At 73.7% G+C, this 20,583-nt stretch carries 19 protein-coding genes; 13 read left to right on the top strand and 6 right to left on the bottom strand.

Annotated features, from left to right (window positions below):
• Positions 1-133: 133 nt before the first annotated feature.
• A complete protein-coding gene (locus ACIQPQ_RS16275) occupies positions 134-1,774 on the top strand; it encodes an ABC-F family ATP-binding cassette domain-containing protein (RefSeq protein WP_401304249.1) in 1,641 nt (546 codons plus the stop codon).
• A gap of 79 nt (positions 1,775-1,853) precedes the next feature.
• Here the strand turns inward: ACIQPQ_RS16275 and ACIQPQ_RS16270 are convergent, their stop codons facing one another.
• From ACIQPQ_RS16270 to ACIQPQ_RS16260, 3 genes are all read right to left on the bottom strand, one after another.
• Complete coding sequence (locus tag ACIQPQ_RS16270; protein ID WP_401304247.1) at positions 1,854-4,274, bottom strand: Tex family protein; 2,421 nt, start codon at positions 4,272-4,274, stop codon at positions 1,854-1,856.
• Positions 4,275-4,401: 127 nt separating this feature from the next.
• Positions 4,402-4,533: an LPFR motif small protein gene (locus tag ACIQPQ_RS16265; protein ID WP_383766717.1), complete on the bottom strand. Its 132-nt coding sequence runs from the start codon at positions 4,531-4,533 to the stop codon at positions 4,402-4,404.
• A gap of 107 nt (positions 4,534-4,640) precedes the next feature.
• The gene (locus tag ACIQPQ_RS16260) at positions 4,641-5,390 is read right to left on the bottom strand and encodes an enoyl-CoA hydratase/isomerase family protein (protein ID WP_401304245.1); all 750 of its coding nucleotides are present in this window, start codon (positions 5,388-5,390) and stop codon (positions 4,641-4,643) included.
• Between the two features lie 355 nt (positions 5,391-5,745).
• Between ACIQPQ_RS16260 and ACIQPQ_RS16255 the strand changes: the two genes are divergently transcribed.
• Positions 5,746-6,312: an ATP-binding protein gene (locus tag ACIQPQ_RS16255; protein WP_401304539.1), complete on the top strand. Its 567-nt coding sequence runs from the start codon at positions 5,746-5,748 to the stop codon at positions 6,310-6,312.
• Here ACIQPQ_RS16255 and idi read toward each other — a convergent pair.
• The 3 genes from idi to galE all read right to left on the bottom strand — a co-directional run bounded on the left by idi (position 6,278) and on the right by galE (position 9,168).
• Positions 6,278-6,871, bottom strand: a complete 594-nt coding sequence (gene idi / locus ACIQPQ_RS16250) for an isopentenyl-diphosphate Delta-isomerase (protein WP_401304242.1) — start codon at positions 6,869-6,871, stop codon at positions 6,278-6,280. The genes ACIQPQ_RS16255 and idi overlap by 35 nt on opposite strands.
• A gap of 234 nt (positions 6,872-7,105) precedes the next feature.
• Positions 7,106-8,047, bottom strand: coding sequence for a cation diffusion facilitator family transporter (locus ACIQPQ_RS16245; RefSeq protein ID WP_401304240.1), 942 nt, complete (start codon positions 8,045-8,047; stop codon positions 7,106-7,108).
• 149 nt (positions 8,048-8,196) lie between these two features.
• On the bottom strand, positions 8,197-9,168 hold the full coding sequence (gene galE / locus ACIQPQ_RS16240) for a UDP-glucose 4-epimerase GalE (RefSeq protein WP_401304237.1): 972 nt from the start codon (positions 9,166-9,168) through the stop codon (positions 8,197-8,199).
• Positions 9,169-9,603: 435 nt separating this feature from the next.
• On the opposite strand from galE, the gene ACIQPQ_RS16235 reads away from it, so the two are divergent.
• The 11 genes from ACIQPQ_RS16235 to hpnE all read left to right on the top strand — a co-directional run bounded on the left by ACIQPQ_RS16235 (position 9,604) and on the right by hpnE (position 20,528).
• Positions 9,604-11,403: a DUF5941 domain-containing protein gene (locus ACIQPQ_RS16235; RefSeq protein WP_401304235.1), complete on the top strand. Its 1,800-nt coding sequence runs from the start codon at positions 9,604-9,606 to the stop codon at positions 11,401-11,403.
• Positions 11,400-12,152, top strand: coding sequence for a sugar phosphate nucleotidyltransferase (locus ACIQPQ_RS16230; RefSeq protein WP_401304232.1), 753 nt, complete (start codon positions 11,400-11,402; stop codon positions 12,150-12,152). The genes ACIQPQ_RS16235 and ACIQPQ_RS16230 overlap by 4 nt, the downstream gene beginning before the upstream one ends.
• Entirely contained in the window at positions 12,140-13,201 is a 1,062-nt protein-coding gene (locus ACIQPQ_RS16225; protein WP_401304229.1) for an iron-containing alcohol dehydrogenase family protein, read from the top strand. Before ACIQPQ_RS16230 ends, ACIQPQ_RS16225 begins: the two co-directional genes overlap by 13 nt.
• On the top strand, positions 13,179-13,958 hold the full coding sequence (locus ACIQPQ_RS16220) for a CDP-alcohol phosphatidyltransferase family protein (protein WP_401304227.1): 780 nt from the start codon (positions 13,179-13,181) through the stop codon (positions 13,956-13,958). Before ACIQPQ_RS16225 ends, ACIQPQ_RS16220 begins: the two co-directional genes overlap by 23 nt.
• The gene (locus ACIQPQ_RS16215) at positions 13,955-14,848 is read left to right on the top strand and encodes a glycosyltransferase family 2 protein (RefSeq protein ID WP_383766686.1); all 894 of its coding nucleotides are present in this window, start codon (positions 13,955-13,957) and stop codon (positions 14,846-14,848) included. Before ACIQPQ_RS16220 ends, ACIQPQ_RS16215 begins: the two co-directional genes overlap by 4 nt.
• A gap of 104 nt (positions 14,849-14,952) precedes the next feature.
• Entirely contained in the window at positions 14,953-15,882 is a 930-nt protein-coding gene (locus tag ACIQPQ_RS16210) for an ABC transporter permease (RefSeq protein ID WP_383766683.1), read from the top strand.
• Positions 15,875-16,642, top strand: a complete 768-nt coding sequence (locus ACIQPQ_RS16205) for an ABC transporter ATP-binding protein (protein WP_401304224.1) — start codon at positions 15,875-15,877, stop codon at positions 16,640-16,642. Before ACIQPQ_RS16210 ends, ACIQPQ_RS16205 begins: the two co-directional genes overlap by 8 nt.
• A gap of 379 nt (positions 16,643-17,021) precedes the next feature.
• Positions 17,022-17,933 carry a squalene synthase HpnC gene (hpnC, locus tag ACIQPQ_RS16200; protein ID WP_401304222.1) on the top strand — a complete coding sequence of 304 codons (912 nt, stop codon included), beginning with the start codon at positions 17,022-17,024 and terminating at the stop codon, positions 17,931-17,933.
• Positions 17,930-18,880 (top strand): presqualene diphosphate synthase HpnD, encoded by a 951-nt coding sequence (hpnD, locus tag ACIQPQ_RS16195; RefSeq protein ID WP_401304219.1) that lies wholly within the window; start codon positions 17,930-17,932, stop codon positions 18,878-18,880. The genes hpnC and hpnD overlap by 4 nt, the downstream gene beginning before the upstream one ends.
• On the top strand, positions 18,880-19,119 hold the full coding sequence (locus tag ACIQPQ_RS16190; protein WP_401304216.1) for a DUF6380 family protein: 240 nt from the start codon (positions 18,880-18,882) through the stop codon (positions 19,117-19,119). The genes hpnD and ACIQPQ_RS16190 overlap by 1 nt, the downstream gene beginning before the upstream one ends.
• Positions 19,116-20,528 (top strand): hydroxysqualene dehydroxylase HpnE, encoded by a 1,413-nt coding sequence (hpnE, locus tag ACIQPQ_RS16185; RefSeq protein WP_401304214.1) that lies wholly within the window; start codon positions 19,116-19,118, stop codon positions 20,526-20,528. The genes ACIQPQ_RS16190 and hpnE overlap by 4 nt, the downstream gene beginning before the upstream one ends.
• Positions 20,529-20,583 lie beyond the last annotated feature (55 nt).

Below are 20,583 nucleotides of genomic sequence, written 5' to 3'. Positions count from 1 at the left end.
TCGGCCGTCCGTCCGCCTGTCCACGCCCTGGATGTCCACGTCCGGACGGTAACCGACCGCCCCCGCACCCCGGCAGCCCCCGGACCGGCCCCCGCACCGGGCGCCCCGCGCAGGTTCTAGGATCTGATGTCTGATGACTGCCACCCTCGTCGCCAAGAACCTCGCCGCCGGGCACGGCGACCGCTCCCTCTTCTCCGGGCTCGACCTCGTGGTCGCCCCCGGAGACGTGATCGGGCTGGTCGGAGCCAACGGCGCGGGCAAGTCCACGCTGCTGCGCCTGCTCGCCGGGCTCACCGCCCCCGAGCAGGGCGAACTGCGGCTCTCCCCGCCGACCGCGACCGTCGGCCACCTGCCCCAGGAGCCCGAGCGCCGCCCCGGCGAGAGCGTCCGGGACTTCCTCGCCCGCCGGACCGGCGTCGCCGACGCCCAGCGCACCATGGACGAGGCCACCCAGGCCCTCGTCGACGGGGCGCCCGGCGCCGACGACGCGTACTCCGTCAGCCTGGAGCGCTGGCTCGACCTCGGCGGCGCGGACCTCGACGAGCGCGCCGAGGAGGTCACCGCCTCCCTCGGCCTCGGCGTCGGCCTCGACCAGCCGATGACCTCGCTCTCCGGCGGCCAGGCCGCCCGCGCGGGCCTCGCCTCCCTGCTGCTCTCCCGCTACGACGTCTTCCTCCTCGACGAGCCCACCAACGACCTCGACCTCGACGGCCTGGAGCGCCTCGAACGCTTCGTGACCGGCCTGCGCGCGGGCACCGTCGTCGTCAGCCACGACCGCGAGTTCCTCACCCGCACCGTCACCAAGGTCCTCGAACTCGACCTCGCCCAGAACCGCATCAACCTCTACGGCGGCGGCTACGACGCCTACCTGGAGGAACGCGACACGGCCCGGCGTCACGCCCGCGAGGACTACGACGAGTACGCCGACAAGCGGGCCGCGCTCCAGGAGCGGGCCCAGACCCAGCGGTCCTGGATGGACAAGGGCGTGAAGAACGCGCGCCGCAAGGCGGGCAACGACAACGACAAGATCGGCCGCAAGTTCCGCAGCGAGGCCAGTGAGAAGCAGGCCGCCAAGGCCCGCCAGACCCAGCGCATGATCGAACGGCTGGACGTCGTCGAGGAGCCCCGCAAGGAGTGGGAGCTGCGGATGGAGATCGCCGCCGCCCCGCGCTCCGGCGCCGTCGTGGCCGCCCTGCGCGACGCCGAGGTCCACCGCGACGGCTTCCGCCTCGGCCCGGTCACCCTCCAGATCGACTGGGCCGACCGGGTCGCCGTCACCGGAGCCAACGGCGCCGGCAAGTCCACCCTGCTCGGCGCCCTCCTCGGCCGCGTCCCGCTGGACGCCGGGCACGCCGCCCTCGGCTCGGGCGTCCTGGTCGGCGAGGTCGACCAGGCCCGCCTGCTGTTCCACGGCACCGAGACGCTCCTCGACGCGTTCTGCGCGGCCGTCCCCGACACCGAACCGGCCGACGTCCGCACCCTGCTGGCCAAGTTCGGCCTCAAGGCGGACCACGTGCTGCGCCCGGCCGCCACCCTGTCGCCCGGTGAACGCACCCGCGCCGCCCTCGCCCTGCTCCAGGGCCGGGGCGTCAACCTGCTCGTCCTGGACGAGCCGACCAACCATCTCGACCTGCCCGCGATCGAACAGCTGGAGTCCGCCCTCGACGCCTACGAGGGCACCCTCCTGCTGGTCACCCACGACCGCCGCATGCTGGACGCGGTCCACGTGACCCGTCGCCTGGAGGTCGCCGACGGCAAGGTCACCGAAGGCTGACACCGTTCCGGGCGCTATAGGGCAAGGGCAAGGGCCCGGCCCCCCTCACGCGGGGGGCCGGGCCCTTGCCGTACGACCGCTAGCGCTTGCCCTTCGGGTCCACCAGGCCCGCCCGGCGCAGCGCGTCGGCCATGGCGCTGTTCCCGGGCGCGGGCGCCTGCCGCCCACCGGAACCGCCCCGCTGACCGCCGCCACCGCGCTGGCCGCCACCGCCGCCGCCCCGGCGGCCGCCGTCCTGCTGCCGCTGCTGCGGCGGACGCCCGCCGCCGCGCTGCGCACGGCCCTCACCCGCCGGGCCGTCCTTCGGCGCGGCCTCGTCGTCCAGGCGGAGCGTCAGCGAGATCCGCTTGCGCGGGATGTCCACGTCGAGGACCTTCACCTTGACGATGTCGCCCGGCTTGACCACCTCACGCGGGTCCTTGACGAACGTCCGCGACATCGCGGAGACGTGCACCAGACCGTCCTGGTGGACGCCGACGTCCACGAAGGCGCCGAACGCGGCCACATTGGTCACCACGCCCTCCAGGACCATCCCGGACGCCAGGTCGCCGATCTTCTCCACGCCCTCCTTGAAAGTGGCCGTCTTGAAGGCCGGGCGCGGGTCGCGGCCCGGCTTCTCCAGCTCCTTGAGGATGTCGGTCACGGTCGGCAGACCGAACTTCTCGTCCACGAACGCGTCCGGCCGCAGCGACCGCAGCACGCCCGTGTTCCCGATCAGCGCGGCCACGTCCTGCCCCGAGGACTTCACCATCCGCCGCACCACCGGATAGGCCTCCGGGTGCACGCTGGACGCGTCCAGCGGGTCGCTGCCGCCCCGGATGCGCAGGAAGCCCGCGCACTGCTCGTACGCCTTCGGGCCGAGCCGGGCCACCTTCTTCAGGTCGGTGCGGGAGGTGAAGGGGCCGTTGGCGTCGCGGTGCGCCACGATGTTCTCCGCGAGGCCCGAGGTGATGCCGGAGACCCGGGCCAGCAGCGGCGCGGACGCCGTGTTCACGTCGACCCCGACGCCGTTCACACAGTCCTCGACGACCGCGTCCAGCGAGCGGGACAGCTTCACCTCGGACAGGTCGTGCTGGTACTGGCCGACGCCGATCGACTTCGGGTCGATCTTCACCAGCTCGGCCAGCGGGTCCTGGAGCCGCCGGGCGATCGACACCGCGCCGCGCAGCGACACGTCCATGTCGGGCAGCTCCTGCGAGGCGAACGCCGACGCCGAGTACACCGAGGCGCCCGCCTCCGACACCATCACCTTGGTGAGGTTCAACTCCGGGTGCCTGGTGATGAGTTCACCGGCGAGCTTGTCGGTCTCGCGGGACGCGGTGCCGTTGCCGATCGCGACCAGGTCGACCGTGTGCTCCCGCGCCAGCCGGGCCAGCTTCGCGATCGCCTCGTCCCAGCGGTTGGCCGGGACGTGCGGGTGGATGACGTCGGTGGCGACGACCTTGCCGGTGGCGTCGACCACGGCGACCTTCACGCCGGTCCGGAAACCGGGGTCGAGGCCGAGCGTCGCGCGGGTCCCGGCGGGGGCGGCGAGCAGCAGGTCGCGCAGGTTCGCCGCGAACACGTCGACCGCCTCGTCCTCGGCGGCCGTCCGCAGCCGCAGCCGCAGGTCGATGCCGAGGTGCACCAGGATGCGGGTGCGCCACGCCCAGCGGACCGTGTCCTTCAGCCACTTGTCGCCGGGCCGCCCCCGGTCGGCGACCCCGAACCGGCCCGCGACGATCCCCTCGTACGACGACGGCCCGTCGGTCGGCTCCTCCGGCTCCAGGACGAGGTCGAGGACGTCCTCCTTCTCGCCGCGCAGCATCGCCAGGATCCGGTGCGAGGGCAGCGCCGTGAACGGCTCGGTGAAGTCGAAGTAGTCGGCGAACTTGGCGCCCGCCTCCTCCTTGCCCTCGCGCACCGTCGCCGCCAGCCGCCCGCGCGTCCACATCCGCTCGCGCAGCTCGCCGATCAGGTCGGCGTCCTCGGAGAACCGCTCGGTGAGGATCGCCCGCGCCCCGTCGAGTGCGGCCTGCGGGTCCGCGACGCCCTTGTCGGCGTCGACGAACGCCGCCGCCGCGGCGAGGGGTTCCACGCCCGGGTCGGCGAGCAGGCCCTCGGCGAGCGGCTCCAGACCGGCCTCGCGCGCGATCTGCGCCTTCGTGCGCCGCTTCGGCTTGAACGGCAGGTAGATGTCCTCCAGGCGGGCCTTCGTCTCGGCGGCCCGGATGCTCGCCTCCAGCTCGTCGGTGAGCTTGCCCTGCTCGCGCACCGACTCCAGGATCGACGCCCGCCGCTCCTCCAGCTCCCGCAGGTAGCGCAGCCGCTCCTCGACCGTGCGCAGTTGCGCGTCGTCGAGCATCTCGGTCGCTTCCTTGCGGTAGCGCGCGATGAAGGGCACCGTCGAGCCGCCGTCGAGCAGCTCCACGGCCGCCCGCACCTGCCGCTCCCGTACGCCGAGTTCTCCGGCGATCCTGCCCTCGATCGAGCCTGTTCCGTCTGACCCGGGTGTCGTCACGATTCCCGTACCGCCTTCTCCACTGAGGTTGCGCGGCAATTGTGGCAGGCGGGACCGACATCCGGGGACCGGGGCGCGGGTGCGGCGGGCCGCGCGCCGGGCACCGGGCCGGACCCGCGCGGCGGGGTCAGGCGCCGCTGCGCCGGGTCGAGGACGAGGCGCCGCCGAAGAGCCGGGCGAGGGCCCGGAAGGGGAGGGTCACCACGGTGGCGATGGCGCCGCCGATCTGCCGCAGCACGTCTGCGATGGCACGGAACACGGGGGTCTCCTCTCGTCTCCCGGCCGCACCGGCCGGGAGTCTCCGGGTACCTCGTGAACGGCCGTGCATGCCCCGCGCGCCCGGCCGGTCCGGTGCCGGGCCGCGGGTCAGCCGGGCAGGTTCCAGGTGAAGCGGGGTTCGCGGCGCTCCAGGAACGCGGCGACGCCCTCCGCGGTGTCCCCGGCCGCGCGGGCCTGCGCCGCCCAGTGCGCGTCGCGGTCGGTGCGGCCGTCGGCGAACTCCTTCGCGGCGGCCTGGGTGAGCTGGGAGCGCCCGACCAGGACGCGGGTGAACTCCTCGACGCGTGCGTCGAGTTCACCCGCGGGCAGCACCTCGTCGACGAAGCCGGTGCGCAGCGCCCGCCCGGTGTCGATCAGTTCGCCGGAGAACAGCAGGAACTTGGCGGCGGCGGGCCCCACCAGAGCCACCAGGCGACGGGTGGCGGAGGACGGGTAGACGATGCCGAGCTTCGCCGGGGTCACCCCGAACTGCGCGCCCTCCTCGGCGAACCGCAGGTCGCAGGCGGCCGCGAGCTGGGCGCCGCCGCCCACGCAGTGCCCCTTCACCGCGGCCAGGGTCGGCTTCGGGAACGCGGCGAGCGCTTCCTCGGCGCGCACGGCCAGCTCCTGCGCCTCCTGCGCCGACCCCTGGAGCGTGGAGATGTCGGCGCCCGCGCAGAAGGTGCCGCCCGCACCGGACAGCACCAGGACCCGTACGCCCGGGTCGGCGGCCAGCTTCTCCAGCAGCGGGGGCAGGCCCCGCCACATCGCCTCGGTCATGGCGTTGCGCTTGGCCGGATGGTGCAGTACGACGGTGGCCACCGCGTCGGTGACCCCGAGCAGAAGTTCGGGCTCCATGCGCCGGATGCTAGCCGCCGGTCCACCCGCGTGACCTGCCCCGTCGGCCCGGAGGCCGCCTCATCGCGGGCAAAGGCGGTGAAACACGGCCGCGCGGCGGGCCCCACTGTGAGCAATCCGTCTCACCGGCCCCCGGTGAAACCGGCCGACCGCTCCGGCAAACCCGTACCACCCGAAGAGTCCCCGAAGACGGCACCGGCGCGACAGAAACGGTCCGTTCCGCCTCTGGAAGCGCCGTCTCCCGGTCGGAAGTGCGCGATATCGGCTGACTTCTGTTCAGGTCTTCGGGGAAAAGCGCCGCGTTACCAACACTCGACGTGTGGTGACAATCGAGCGCAAGGGTGGCGACCGGACGATGGAGAACCACGGGGGAGGCCCCGGGTCACGGGCGGAGGGCGACGCGGGCGTGCCCGTAGGGACGCCGGAGGACCCGCCCGGCAACAGAGGGCCGCGGGCCCTGAGCTACGAGGGGGTGTGGAGGTTCACCGCGCCCGCCGCGGACGCCTCGGTCCCGCAGGCCCGGCACGCCGTGCGGGACCTGCTGCACCGGCAGGGCGTGCCGGCCTCGGACGACGTGGTCCAGGGGCTCCTGCTGATCGTGTCCGAGCTGGTGACCAACGCCGTCCGGCACGCGGCGCTGCTGTCGCCCGTGGTCGGGGTGGAGGTCGCGGTCGGGGCGCAGTGGGTGCGGGTGGCGGTGGAGGACAACCACCCCTACCGGCCCACCGCCCTGGAGGCCGACCACGGCCGCACCGGCGGCCGGGGCCTGCTCCTGGTCCGGGAGATCACCCGGGAGGCGGGCGGCATGTGCGACGTCGAGCACACGGCGGGCGGCGGCAAGGTGATCTGGGCCGCCCTGCCGCTCACGCCCGCGGACGCGGCCCGGATCACCAGCCCGCCGACGGGCCCGTCAGCTCCCTGACCGCCGGTCGGGCCGCGTCCAGCACTGTCATGAACCAGGAGGAGAACACGTCCTTCGCGTGCCGCTCCGCCAGCTCGGCGGGTGTCACGAAGGCCGTGTCGCCGACCTCCTCCGGGTCGGGCAGCAGCGGGGACTGCACCATCCCGACGTACAGGTGGTTGTACTCCTGCTCCACCAGACCGGAGTCCGGGTCCGGGTGGTTGTAGCGGACGGTGCCCGCCTCCGCCAGCAGGGACGGGGATACCCCCAGCTCCTCGAAGGTCCGCCGCGCCGCCGCCGCGAAGGGCGCCTCGCCCGGGTACGGGTGGCCGCAGCAGGTGTTGGACCAGACACCGGGGGAGTGGTACTTGCCGAGCGCCCGCTGCTGGAGCAGCAGCCGGCCCTGCTCGTCGAAGAGGAACACCGAGAACGCCCGGTGCAGCTGTCCCGGCGGCTGGTGCGCCGCGAGCTTCTCCGCGGTGCCGATGGTCAGGCCGTCCTCGTCGACGAGTTCCAGCAGAATCGCGTCCGCGGTGGCGTTCGACGAGCCGGTCGTCGCGGTGGCAGGTGTGATCGGCATACCCATCCTTAACATCGGTGCTCGCGCCCCCAGTCTGCCGTACCGTCACGGCTCTCCCGGCACTTCCGCGCGAACGGCCGCATGTCCGGCGTACGGCGCGACGGTGACCGCCGCCCGGTGGGGCGCCGGAAGCCGGGGCTCGGTGGGTGATCTTGCCCGGCACCGCCGATCCGGAACCTCACCGAACGGATGTACGAGGGGATTCCGGGTGCTCCGGGTGCGGGGGCCCGTCCCTCAGTGGCAGAGGCGTTCCTCGTGCGCCGCGTGGCCGCCCGGCTCCAGCTGGAACGTGCAGTGGTCCACGTCGAAGTGGTCGCCCAGGCAGCCCTGCAGCTCGTGCAGCATCTTCTCGTGGCCGATCGCGTCCAGCGCCTCCGGGACCACCACCACGTGCGCCGACAGCACCGGCATCCCCGAGGTGATCGTCCAGGCGTGCAGGTCGTGCACGTCCACCACGCCGTCCAGGGCGAGGATGTGCGACCGCACCTCCGCCATGTCGACGCCCTTCGGCGCGGACTCCAGCAGCACGTCCAGCGTCTCGCGCAGCAGCTTCACCGTGCGCGGCACGATCATCAGCCCGATGACCAGCGAGGCGATCGGGTCGGCCGCCTGCCAGCCGGTCGCCAGGATGACGACCGCCGACACGATCACCGCGACCGAGCCCAGCGCGTCCGCGGCGACCTCCAGGAACGCGCCGCGCACGTTCAGGCTCTCCGCCTGGCCGCGCACCAGCAGGGTGAGCGAGACCATGTTCGCCACCAGGCCGATCGCGCCGAACACGATCATCAGCCCGCCCTCGGTGGGCGCCGGGTCGACGAACCGCTGCACCGCCTCGTAGAGGACGTATCCGCCGACGCCGAGCAGCAGCAGGCAGTTGGCGAGCGCGGCCAGGATCTCGGCGCGGGCGTAGCCGAAGGTGCGGTTGCCGGTCGCCGGGCGGCCCGCGAAGTGGATCGCGAGCAGCGCCATGCCGAGGCCGAGCGCGTCGGTCGCCATGTGGGCCGCGTCCGCGATCAGCGCCAGCGAGTCCGCCAGCAGCCCGCCGACGATCTCGACCACCATCACGGCGAGGGTGATCGACAGCGCGACCCGCAACCGGCCCCGGTAGGCCGACGCGGCCGTACCGGTGGTCGGCGCGTGCGTGTGCCCGTGCCCGTGGTCGTGCCCAGCCCCCATGACAGACGCCTCCTGTGATCCGCTCGGGACCTCAGTGAACTACGGGTGGGGGGTATCCGGCAACGCGGCACTGAACACCGTTGTCATGTGCCCTGACCTGCGGAAACGATCCGCAGGTCAGCGCCGTGCGGGTGACTTCGGCGCCCGGCTCAGCGGCCGTGCCGCGCCTGCCAGCCCCGCCACGCGGAGTCGACCATCTCGGGTACCCCGCGCCGCGCCGTCCACCCCAGCTCACGGGCCGCCCGCGCCGCCGAGGCGACCGCGCGGGGCGCGTCCCCGGGACGGCGGGCCTCGACGACGGCCGGGCGGGTGTCGCCGGTGACCTCGCCGATCAGCGTGACCAGCTCCCGCACCGAGACGCCCTCGCCGCGGCCGATGTTCACCGTCAGGTCGCCGCGCGCGTCCGGCGCCGCCAGCCGCCGCGCCGCCGCGAGGTGCGCCTCGGCGAGGTCGGCGACGTGGATGTAGTCCCGTACGCAGGTGCCGTCCGGGGTCGGGTAGTCGTCCCCGAAGATCCGCGGCGCCTCGTCGCGGGTGAGCCGGTCGAAGACCATCGGCACGATGTTGAAGACGCCGGTGTCCGCCAGCTCGGGCGCCGCCGCCCCCGCCACGTTGAAGTAGCGCAGGCACGCCGTGGCCATGCCGTGCGCCTCGCCCGCCGCCCGCACCAGCCACTCCCCGGCGAGCTTGGTCTCGCCGTACGGGTTCACCGGCGCGCACGGCGTGTCCTCGGTGATCAGGTCGGTGCGCGGGTCGCCGTAGACCGCCGCGGAGGAGGAGAACACGAACCGGCGCACCCCGGCCCCGGCGACCTCCTCCAGCAGGGTGGCGAGGCCGCCGACGTTCTCCCGGTAGTAGCGCGTCGGCCGCGCCACCGACTCGGCGACCTGCTTACGGGCCGCCAGGTGCACCACACCCGTCACCGCGTGCTCGGCCAGCACCCGCCGCACCAGCGCGCCGTCCAGCGACGACCCCCGCACCAGCGGCACCCCGTCCGGCAGCCGCTCGGGCACCCCGGCCGACAGATCGTCCAGCGCGACGACCCGCTCCCCGGCCCCGGCCATCGCCCGCGCCACATGGGCCCCTATGTATCCGGCACCGCCGGTGATCAGCCACGTCATGGCCGCCCACCCTATGCGCCGCCCGTCCGCCTCTCTCCGGCACCCGCCCCGGCCGGCCCGGCGGAGCGGCCTCGCCGGGACCGCCGAGCGGGCCGCCGGAGCGGCCTCGCGGAGACCGCCGCGGAGGCCCGTGTCCGTGCGCGCCGCCCGTCCCGCGCGCCCCCGCTCACCGGGGCGCCCCGAGCCCGGGGTCCCGCAATGTCGCGGATGCCCGGTCCGCCCCCGCGCGGTTTGTCGGGCGGGCCCCTGATCACTGATGATGATCTCGGCGAGGCCGGTACCGGCCGTGTGGAGTCGACCTGAACGGGCGGTGAACGCGGCCTTCCGGGCATCCGATAGCCTCTGCCGAATGCCGCCCGCCTGGTGCCGCCAAGGGGCGTTGCCGCCATGCGAATCACCGGCGCCCACGCGCCGGCACCCAGGGAGTGAGTTCGGTTGCCGACCGCCATCCTGACCGGATCGCCGGTCCCCGGATCGTCGATCGAGGGCGATCTGCGGTCCCTCGGCTTCGACGTCCGGACCGCCGTGGACGCCGCCGACACGGAGGCCCAGCTCGCCGCCGTCCCGGCCGACCAGCGGGTCGCGGTGGTGGACGCCCGCTTCGTGGGCCACCCGCACGCCCTGCGCCTGGGCCTCACCGACCCCCGCTTCCCGCTCGCCGCCGTCCCCGGCGCCGTCACCGCCCAGCCCGCCGCCCGCCAGGCCCTCACCCGCGCCCTGGCCCGCGAGAACACCGCCGCGGGCGGCACCTCGCTCGCCGTGGACAGCCTCGCCGACCGCGTGGTCGCCGCCCTCGACGCCGACGGCACCCCCGTCCAGCGCCCCGAGCTGGGCAGCCTGGTCGCCGCCGTCCCCGCCGACCCGCAGGCCCGCAACGAGGCACGGCAGGCCGTCTCCGCCGTCGACGACGAGGCCGTACGTCTGAAGTCGGCCGTGAAGGCCCGCGACGGCTTCTTCACCACCTTCTTCATCAGCCCGTACTCGCGCTACCTGGCCCGCTGGTGCGCCCGCCGCGGCCTCACCCCGAACCAGGTCACCACCGCCTCGCTGCTCACCGCGCTGATCGCGGCGGGCTGCGCGGCCACCGGCACGCGGGGCGGGTTCGTCGCCGCCGGACTGCTGCTGATCCTCTCGTTCGTCCTGGACTGCACCGACGGACAGCTCGCCCGCTACTCCCTCCAGTACTCCACCCTCGGCGCCTGGCTCGACGCCACCTTCGACCGGGCCAAGGAGTACGCCTACTACGCGGGCCTCGCCCTCGGCGCCGCCCGCGGCGGGGACGACGTGTGGGCGCTGGCGCTCGGCGCGATGATCCTCCAGACCTGCCGCCACGTCGTGGACTTCTCCTTCAACGAGGCCAACCACGACGCCACCGCCAACACCAGCCCCACCGCCGCCCTCTCCGGACGGCTGGACGGCGTGGGCTGGACCGTGTGGGTGCGCCGCATGATCGTGCTGCCCATCGGCGAACGCTGGGCCATGATCGCCGTCCTCACCGCCGTCACCACCCCCCGCGTCACCCTCACCGTGCTGCTCGTCGGCTGCGCCTTCGCCGCCTGCTACACCACCGCGGGCCGCGTCCTGCGCTCCCTGACCCGCCGCGCCCGCCGCACCGACCGGGCCGCCCGCGCCCTGGCCGACCTCGCCGACAACGGCCCCCTCGCCGGAGCCCTCGCCCCGCTGCTGAGGTCCGGCCCGCACCTGGCCCCGCTCGCCGCCGCCCTCGGCGCGGCCCTGGTCGTCGCCTCCGCCTGGGCGTGGGGCCCGAGCTGGTGGGTCGTGCTCTTCGCCGCCCTGTACGCCGTCCTCTCCGCCGAGGCCCTCTCCCGCCCCCTCAAGGGCGCCCTGGACTGGCTGGTGCCGCCGTTCCTGCGAGCCGGGGAGTACCTCACCGTCCTGGTCCTCGCCGCGAAAGCGGAGGTGAACGGGGCGCTGCCGGCGGCTTTCGGGCTGGTTGCGGCCGTCGCCTACCATCACTACGACACGGTGTACCGCATCCGCGGGGACGCCGGCGCGCCGCCCGCCTGGCTGGTGCGCGCCGCCGGGGGACAGGAGGGGCGGACCCTGCTGGTCGCCGTGCTCGCCGCGCTCCTCACCGCCGGACAGTTCACGGTCGCGCTCACGGTCCTCGCCGTGGCCCTGGCCCTGCTGGTGCTCGCCGAGAGCATCCGCTTCTGGGTCGCCGCCCACCAGGACGGCGCACCCGCCGTACACGACGAAGGAGAACCCGCATGATCGGCCTCGTGCTGGCGGCCGGCGCCGGTCGGCGCCTGCGCCCCTACACCGACACCCTGCCCAAGGCGCTGGTGCCGGTGGGGCCCGCGGGCGTCGAGGGCGAGCCCACGGTCCTGGACCTGACCCTCGGCAACTTCGCCGAGATCGGCCTGACCGAGGTCGGCGTCATCGTCGGCTACCGCAAGGAGGCCGTGTACGCGCGCAAGGACGCCCTGGAGAAGAAGTACGGCCTGCGGCTCACCCTCATCGACAACGACAAGGCCGAGGAGTGGAACAACGCCTACTCCCTCTGGTGCGGCCGTGACGCCCTGAAGGGCGGGGTCATCCTCGCCAACGGCGACACCGTCCACCCGGTCTCCGTCGAGCGGACCCTGCTCGCCGCGCGCGGCGACGGCAAGCGGATCATCCTCGCCCTCGACACCGTGAAGTCCCTCGCCGACGAGGAGATGAAGGTCGTCGTCGACCCCGACCGGGGCATGACCCGCATCACCAAGCTGATGGACCCCTCCGAGGCGACCGGCGAGTACATCGGTGTCACCCTGATCGAGGGCGACGCCGCCCCGGAGCTGGCCGACGCCCTGCGGACCGTCTGGGAGAAGGACCCCCAGCAGTTCTACGAGCACGGCTACCAGGAACTGGTGAACCGCGGCTTCCGGATCGACGTGGCGCCCATCGGCGACGTCCCGTGGGTCGAGATCGACAACCACGACGATCTCGCCCGAGGACGGGAGATCGCGTGCCAGTACTGACCCGGCTCATCCCCTCACCGGTCGTCGTCGACATCCGCCCGGGTGCCCTCGACGACCTGGCGCACGTCCTCGCCGACGAGCGCGTCTCGCACTCCGGGAAGCTCGCCGTCGCCGTCAGCGGCGGCTCCGGCGCCCGGCTGCGCGACCGGCTCGCCCCGTCGATGCCCGGCGCCACCTGGTACGAGGTCGGCGGCGGCACCCTCGACGACGCCGTACGCCTCGCCGGGGAGATCCGCGCCGGTCACTACGACGCGCTCGTCGGCCTCGGCGGCGGCAAGATCATCGACTGCGCCAAGTTCGCCGCCGCCCGCGTCGGCCTGCCCCTGGTCGCCGTCCCCACCAACCTCGCCCACGACGGCCTCTGCTCCCCGGTCGCCACCCTCGACAACGACGCGGGCCGCGGCTCCTACGGAGTGCCCAACCCGATCGCCGTCGTCATCGACCTGGACGTCATCCGCCAGGCACCGGCCCGGTTCGTGCGGGCCGGGATCGGCGACGCCGTCTCCAACATCTCCGCCATCGCCGACTGGGAGCTGGCCCACCGGGTCAACGGCGAGAAGATCGACGGGCTGGCCGCCGCGATCGCCCGCCAGGCGGGCGAGGCGGTCCTGCGCCACCCCGGCGGCATCGCGGACACCGAGTTCCTCCAGGTCCTCGCCGAGGCCCTGGTCCTCAGCGGCATCGCGATGTCCGTGTCCGGGGACTCCCGGCCCTCCTCCGGGGCCTGCCACGAGATCAACCACGCGTTCGACCTGCTCCACCCCAGACGCGCGGCGGCCCACGGCGAGCAGTGCGGCCTGGGCGCGGCCTTCGCGATGTTCCTGCGCGGCGCCCACGAGGAAGCGGCCCACATGGCCGGGGTGCTGCGCCGCCACGGGCTCCCGGTGCTGCCGGGGGAGATCGGCTTCACGCCCGACGAGTTCGTCGAGGTCGTGGCGTACGCCCCGCGGACCCGGCCCGGCCGCTACACCATCCTCGAACACCTCGACCTCACGACCGACCAGATCAAGGACATGTACACCGACTATGTCAAGGCCATCGGTAGCTGAACTCCGTCCGGTCGTCCACCCCGCGGGGGTCAAGGACCGGCGCAGCGGTGAGCACTGGATGGGGCGCCTCTACATGCGCGAGGTGTCCCTGCGGGTCGACCGCTATCTGGTGAACACCAGGGTCACGCCCAACCAGCTCACGTACCTGATGACCGTCTGCGGCGTCCTCGCCGCCCCGGCGCTGCTGGTGCCGGGGATCGCGGGCGCCGTCCTCGGGGTGCTGGCCGTCCAGCTGTACCTGCTGCTGGACTGCGTCGACGGCGAGATCGCGCGCTGGAAGAAGCAGTACTCGCTCTCCGGCGTCTACCTCGACCGGGTCGGCGCCTACCTCACCGACGCCGCCGTCCTGGTCGGCTTCGGGCTGCGCGCCGCCGACCTGTGGGGCAGCGGCCGGATCGACTGGCTGTGGGCCTTCCTCGGCACCCTCGCCGCGCTCGGCGCCATCCTGATCAAGGCGGAGACCGACCTCGTCGGCGTCGCCCGCCACCAGGGCGGACTGCCGCCCGTCAAGGAGTCCGCCGCCGAGCCCCGCTCCTCCGGCATGGCGCTCGCCCGCCGGGCCGCCGCCGCGCTCAAGTTCCACCGCCTGATCCTCGGCATCGAGGCCTCGCTGCTCATCCTGGTCCTGGCGATCGCCGACCAGGTCCGCGGCGACCTGTTCTTCTCCCGCCTCGGCGTCGCCGTCCTCGCGGGCATCGCGCTCCTGCAGACGGTGCTGCACCTGGTGTCCGTCCTCGTGTCGAGCAGGCTCAAGTGAGCGCCCCGCTGAAGGTCGGCGCGGTGATCATCACCATGGGCAACCGCCCCGACGAACTGGACGCCCTGCTCGACTCCGTCGCCAAGCAGGAGGGCGACACCGTCGAGGTCGTCGTCGTCGGCAACGGCTCCCCGGTCCCCGACGTCACCGAGCGCCACCCGCACGTGCGGACCGTGGAACTGCCGGAGAACCTGGGCATCCCCGGCGGCCGCAACGTCGGTATACAGGCCTTCGGCCCCAGCGGCCGCGACGTGGACATACTCCTGTTCCTCGACGACGACGGGCTCCTCGCCCAGCACGACACGGCCCGCCTGTGCCGCGAGGCCTTCGCGGCCGACCCGAGGCTCGGCATCGTCAGCTTCCGCATAGCCGACCCGGACACCGGCGAGACCCAGCGCCGCCACGTCCCCCGGCTGCGCGCCTCCGACCCGCTGCGCTCCTCGCGGGTCACGACCTTCCTCGGCGGCGCCAACGCCGTCCGCACCCAGGTCTTCGCCGAGGCCGGCACCCTCCCCGACGCGTTCTTCTACGCCCACGAGGAGACCGACCTCGCCTGGCGGGCCCTCGACGCCGGCTGGATGATCGACTACCGGGCCGACATGGTGCTGTACCACCCCACCACCGCGCCCTCGCGGCACGCGGTCTACCACCGCATGGTGGCCCGCAACCGGGTCTGGCTGGCCCGGCGAAACCTTCCCGCACCCCTGGTCCCCGTCTATCTCGGGGTCTGGCTGCTCCTCACGCTCCTGCGCCGCCCCTCGCGCTCCGCCCTCAAGGCGTGGTTCGGTGGCTTCCGGGAGGGGTGGACCACGTCGTGCGGCCCGCGCCGCCCCATCAAGTGGCGTACGGTGTGGCGGCTGACCCGACTGGGCCGTCCTCCCGTCATCTGACAAGCTTCCCCCCGGGGTCCCGGGCCGTCGTACGTCCGTACGGCCCCACCGGCTCCGGCCGGACGGTCCAGGTCGCGCTATCCGAAGACGAAAGTTTCCTACTGGTGAGTGAGACAACGCATGACGGCGGAGTCGCGGTGAGCGCGCCCCCGTCGCCCGACGAGGGCCTCACGGCGGCACAGCTGGCCGCCAAGTACGGGCTGGCCGTGAGCGGTGCCCGGCCTCCGCTGCGGGAGTACGTCCGCCAGCTGTGGGGGCGGCGGCACTTCATCCTGGCGTTCTCCCGCGCGAAACTGACCGCGCAGTACAGCCAGGCGAAGCTCGGCCAGCTCTGGCAGGTGGCGACGCCCCTGCTCAACGCGGCCGTCTACTTCATGATCTTCGGCGTGATCCTCAACGCCAGCCGCGGGATGCCCAAGAGCGTCTACATCCCCTTCCTCGTCACCGGCGTCTTCGTCTTCACCTTCACCCAGAGCTCCGTGATGACCGGGGTGCGCGCGATCTCCGGCAACCTCGGCCTGGTCCGCGCCCTGCACTTCCCGCGCGCCTCCCTGCCGATCTCCTTCGCGCTCCAGCAGCTCCAGCAACTGCTGTACTCGATGATCGTGCTCTTCGCGGTGGCGATCGCCTTCGGCAGCTACCCGGACATGTCCTGGCTGCTGATCCTGCCCGCGCTGGCCCTCCAGTTCTGCTTCAACACCGGCCTGGCCCTGGTCTTCGCCCGCGCGGGCGCCAAGACCCCGGACCTGGCCCAGCTGATGCCGTTCGTGATGCGGACCTGGATGTACGCCTCCGGCGTCATGTTCTCCATCCCGGTCTTCCTCGCCGACAAGCCCCAGTGGATGGCGAACATCCTCCAGTGGAACCCGGCCGCCATCTACATGGACCTGATGCGCTTCGCCCTCATCGAGGAGTACGGCGCCGAGAACCTGCCCGACCACGTCTGGGCGGTCGCGGGCGGCTGGGCGGCCCTCTTCGCCGTCGGCGGGTTCGTGTACTTCTGGCAGGCCGAGGAGAGGTACGGCCGTGGCTGAGCAGACCGTCCCGACCGTCATCGCCGAGGACGTCCACATCGTCTACCGCGTCCACGGCGCCCGCTCCGGCAAGGGCAGCGCCACGTCCGCGCTCAGCCGCATCGTCAAGCGCGGCGACGAGCGGGGCGTGCGCAAGGTGCACGCGGTGCGCGGGGTCTCCTTCGTCGCCCACCGCGGCGAGGCCATCGGCCTCATCGGCTCCAACGGCTCCGGCAAGTCCACCCTGCTGCGGGCCATCGCCGGGCTGCTGCCCCCGGAGAGCGGCAAGGTCTACACCGACGGCCAGCCCTCCCTGCTCGGCGTCAACGCGGCCCTGATGAACGACCTGACCGGCGAGCGCAACATCATCCTCGGCGGCCTCGCCATGGGCATGTCCCGCGAGCAGGTCAAGGAGCGCTACCAGGAGATCGTCGACTTCTCCGGCATCAACGAGAAGGGCGACTTCGTCACCCTCCCCATGCGCACCTACTCGTCCGGCATGCAGGCCCGCCTGCGGTTCTCCATCGCCGCCGCCAAGGACCACGACGTCCTGATGATCGACGAGGCGCTCGCCACCGGCGACGCCAAGTTCCGCAAGCGCTCCGAGGAGCGCATCCGGCAGCTGCGCGGCCAGGCGGGCACGGTCTTCCTGGTCAGCCACAGCAACAAGTCCATCCGCGACACCTGCGACCGCGTCCTGTGGCTGGAACGCGGCGAACTGCGCATGGACGGCCCCACCGAAGAGGTCCTGCGGGAGTACGAGAAGTTCTCCGGCAAGTAGCGACCGGAACGCGCGGACGCGGCCCCCGGCCGCCGGGCCCCGCCGGAACCCTCCGGCGGGGCCCGCGTCTGCAAAGGAAGCGTCAACTCCGGCTCGGCGCCGGAAGCTTGGCGGCGATCGGTGTGTTGTTGTGATCTGCGGGACACCCCCGCGATCCCTCACGCGTTGTACAACGTAAGCTGGACCGGTCCCGAAACACGCCAAGTGGGGCGATAATGCGCGACACCCTCGGACGGCCCCGCCGCGCGGAGGGCCGGGCGGCGTGTCCGAAATAGTGGGTCCTGGGTTGTCGGTGTAGAACGGGAGATGTGACGGCAATGGCTACGGAAACTCCCCAGCTCAAGGCAGCGCGCGCCGTCCCTGCCCAGGGGAGCACCCCGTGACGGCGCGGACGGAGCGCACGGCGCCTCCCGGCGCGGACCCGGCGCGGGCCACCCTCGCGAAGGCCGCCGACGAGAACTTCCCCGTCGCCCCCTTCTTCCTCCCGCGCGCCTGGCGCGACGACCTCATGGCCGTCTACGGCTTCGCCCGCCTCGTCGACGACATCGGCGACGGCGACCTCGCCCCCGGCGGCGCCGACGCCCGCCTGCTCGGCGTGTCCGACGCCGACGCCGAGGACCGGCTGGTGCTCCTGGACGCCTTCGAGGCCGACCTGCGCCGCGTCTTCGACGGCACCCCCGCCCACCCCCTGCTGCGGAGCCTCCAGCCGACCGTCCGGCGCCGCGCGCTGTCCCCCGAACCGTTCCTCGGACTGATCGCCGCCAACCGCCAGGACCAGCTCGTCGCCCGCTACGAGACCTGGGACGACCTCCTCGCGTACTGCGAACTCTCCGCGAACCCCGTCGGCCGGCTGGTGCTCGCCGTCACCGGCACCACCACCCCCGAGCGGGTCCGGCGCTCCGACGCGGTCTGCACCGGCCTCCAGATCGTCGAGCACCTCCAGGACGTGGCCGAGGACCTGGGCCGCGACCGCGTGTACCTGCCCGCCGAGGACATGAAGCGGTTCCACGTGCAGGAGAGCGACCTCGCCGCGGACTCCGCGAACGCCTCCGTGCGCGCCCTGATCGCCTACGAGGCCGCCCGCGCCCGTGACCTGCTGGACGAGGGCGCGCCCCTGGTGCGCAGCGTCCGAGGCCGCCTCAGGCTGCTGCTCGCCGGGTTCGTGGCGGGCGGCCGGGCGGCGATCCACGCGATCACCGCCGCCGACCACGACGTCCTTCCCGGCCCGCCCAAGCCCGGCACGCTGCGGCTGCTACGCGAGACGGGCCTGTCTTTGAGAGGAGAGGGGTGATCCGGACCGTGGACCCAGTGCCCACCCTGTCCGCACCGGTCCTCGCCGCCTACAGCTACTGCGAGGCCGTCACCGGGCAGCAGGCCCGGAACTTCGCGTACGGTATCCGGCTGCTGCCCACACCGAAGCGGCGCGCCATGTCGGCGCTCTACGCGCTCTCGCGCCGCGTGGACGACATCGGCGACGGCGCCCTGGACGGCGAGGTCAAGAACGTCCGGCTCGACGAGACCCGGGCGCTGCTGACCCGTATCCGCGCGGGCGAGGTCGACGAGGACGACACCGACCCCGTCGCGGTCGCCCTCGCGCACGCCGCGCGGGTCTTCCCGATCCCGCTGGAGGGCCTGGACGAGCTGATCGACGGCGTCCTCATGGACGTCCGCGGCGAGACCTACGAGACCTGGGACGACCTGCGCGCGTACTGCCGCTGCGTGGCCGGCGCGATCGGGCGGCTCTCGCTCGGCGTGTTCGGCACCGAGCCGGGCGCGCGCGGCGCCGACCGCGCGCCGGAGTACGCCGACACCCTCGGGCTCGCCCTCCAGCTCACCAACATCCTCCGCGACGTGCGGGAGGACGCGGCGGCCGGCCGGACCTACCTGCCCGCCGACGACCTCGCCAAGTTCGGCTGTTCGGCCGGGTTCGACGGGCCGAGACCGCCGGAGGGGTCCGACTTCGCGGGTCTCGTCCACTTCGAGGTGCGGCGGGCCCGCGCCCTGTTCGCCGAGGGCTACCGGCTGCTGCCGCTGCTCGACCGGCGCAGCGGCGCCTGCGTGGCCGCGATGGCGGGCATCTACCGCCGCCTCCTCGACCGCATCGAGCGCGACCCCGAGGCCGTCCTGCGCGGCCGGGTCTCCCTGTCCGGCCACGAGAAGGCCTACGTCGCCGTGCGCGGCCTGTCCGGCCTGGACGCGCGCCACGTGGCGCGGCTGACGCTCAGGAGGCAGCCCTGATGGAGCGGCGGGACGGCACGGACGCCGGGGACGGCACCGGCGACGGCTTCTCGGCCACCGGGCGCCGCGGCGTCCGCGCGCGCGGCGCGGCGGGCCCGGCCGACGGGGCGCGCGCGGGGGCCGGCGAGGGCGAAACGCGGTACGCAACCCTCCGCTCCGGCGCGGCGTCCCTGACGGCGACGGCCCGCCGTGCAGAGTGCAACCGACACGGTGGGACCGCAGGGGAGGGTGCACGATGAGCGACGAGGCGCTGCCGCACGTCCCGGACTCCGCCGGGCGGCACACCGTCGTGGTCGGCGGCGGGCTCGCCGGGATCACCGCCGCGCTCGCGCTCGCCGACGCCGGGGTCCGCGTGACCCTGCTGGAGGGCCGCCCGCGCCTGGGCGGCCTGGCCTTCTCCTTCCGGCGCGACGGCCTCACCGTCGACAACGGACAGCACGTCTACCTGCGCTGCTGCACCGCCTACCGCTGGTTCCTCGACCGCGTCGACGCCACCGCGCTGGCACCGCTGCAGGAACGTCTCGACGTGCCCGTCGTCGACCTCGACCGCCCCGCCGGACGCCGCCTCGGCCGTATCCGGCGCGACGCGCTGCCGGTCCCGCTGCACCTAGGGCGAGGCATCGCCGCCTACCCGCACCTCTCGCTCGCCGAACGGGCCCGCGTCGGCCGCGCCGCCCTCGCCCTGAAGGCCCTCGACCTCACCGACCCGGCCCTCGACGACCAGGACTTCGGTACCTGGCTCGCCGCGCACGGCCAGTCGCCGCGCGCCGTCGAGGCCCTGTGGGACCTGGTCGGCGTCGCCACCCTCAACGCCGTCGCCGGGGACACCTCCCTCGCGCTCGCCGCGATGGTGTTCAAGACCGGCCTGCTCTCCGAGGCGGGCGCCGCCGACATCGGCTGGGCCCACGTCCCGCTCGGCGACCTCCACGACGGGCTCGCCCGCAAGGCGCTCGACGCGGCGGGCGTCCGCACCGAGACCCGCACCCGCGTCGCCTCCCTCGACCGGGAGCCGGACGGCACCTGGCGCGTCCACACCCCCGGAGAGACGTTCACCGCCGACGCCGTCGTCCTCGCCGTACCGCAGCGCGAGACCCACGACCTGCTGCCGGACGGCGCGCTCGACGCCCCCGGGCGGCTGCTGGAGATCGGCACCGCGCCCATCCTGAACGTCCACGTCGTCTACGACCGCAAGGTCCTCGACGCCCCGTTCCTCGCCGCGCTCGGCACGCCCGTGCAGTGGGTCTTCGACCGCACCGCCGCCTCCGGGCTCACCGAGGGCCAGTACCTGGCCCTGTCCCAGTCCGCCGCGCAGGACGAGATCGACGCCCCCGTCGCCGAGCTGCGCGAGCGCTACCTGCCCGAGCTGGAGCGGCTGCTGCCGCACACCCGCGGCGCACAGGTGCGGGACTTCTTCGTGACGCGGGAGCGCACCGCGACGTTCGCTCCCGCCCCCGGCGTCGCACGGCTCAGGCCCGGCGCCCGCACCAAGTCACCCGGCCTGTACCTGGCCGGGGCGTGGACCGCCACCGGGTGGCCCGCGACCATGGAGAGTGCGGTCCGCAGCGGCGTGAACGCGGCCGACGCCGCGCTCGACGCCCTCGGCCGGCCCCGCCCCCGCCGTCTCTTCGCGTTCGAGGAGGCGGCCTGATGACCGATCAGCACGGCTCGGCACACCCCCGCACCCCCTCCGCCACCGCGACAAG

This window comes from Streptomyces sp. NPDC091281 (genome assembly GCF_044757425.1).
Taxonomy (GTDB): Bacteria; Actinomycetota; Actinomycetes; order Streptomycetales; family Streptomycetaceae; genus Streptomyces.
This window is presented reverse-complemented; position numbering and strand designations above follow the sequence as displayed.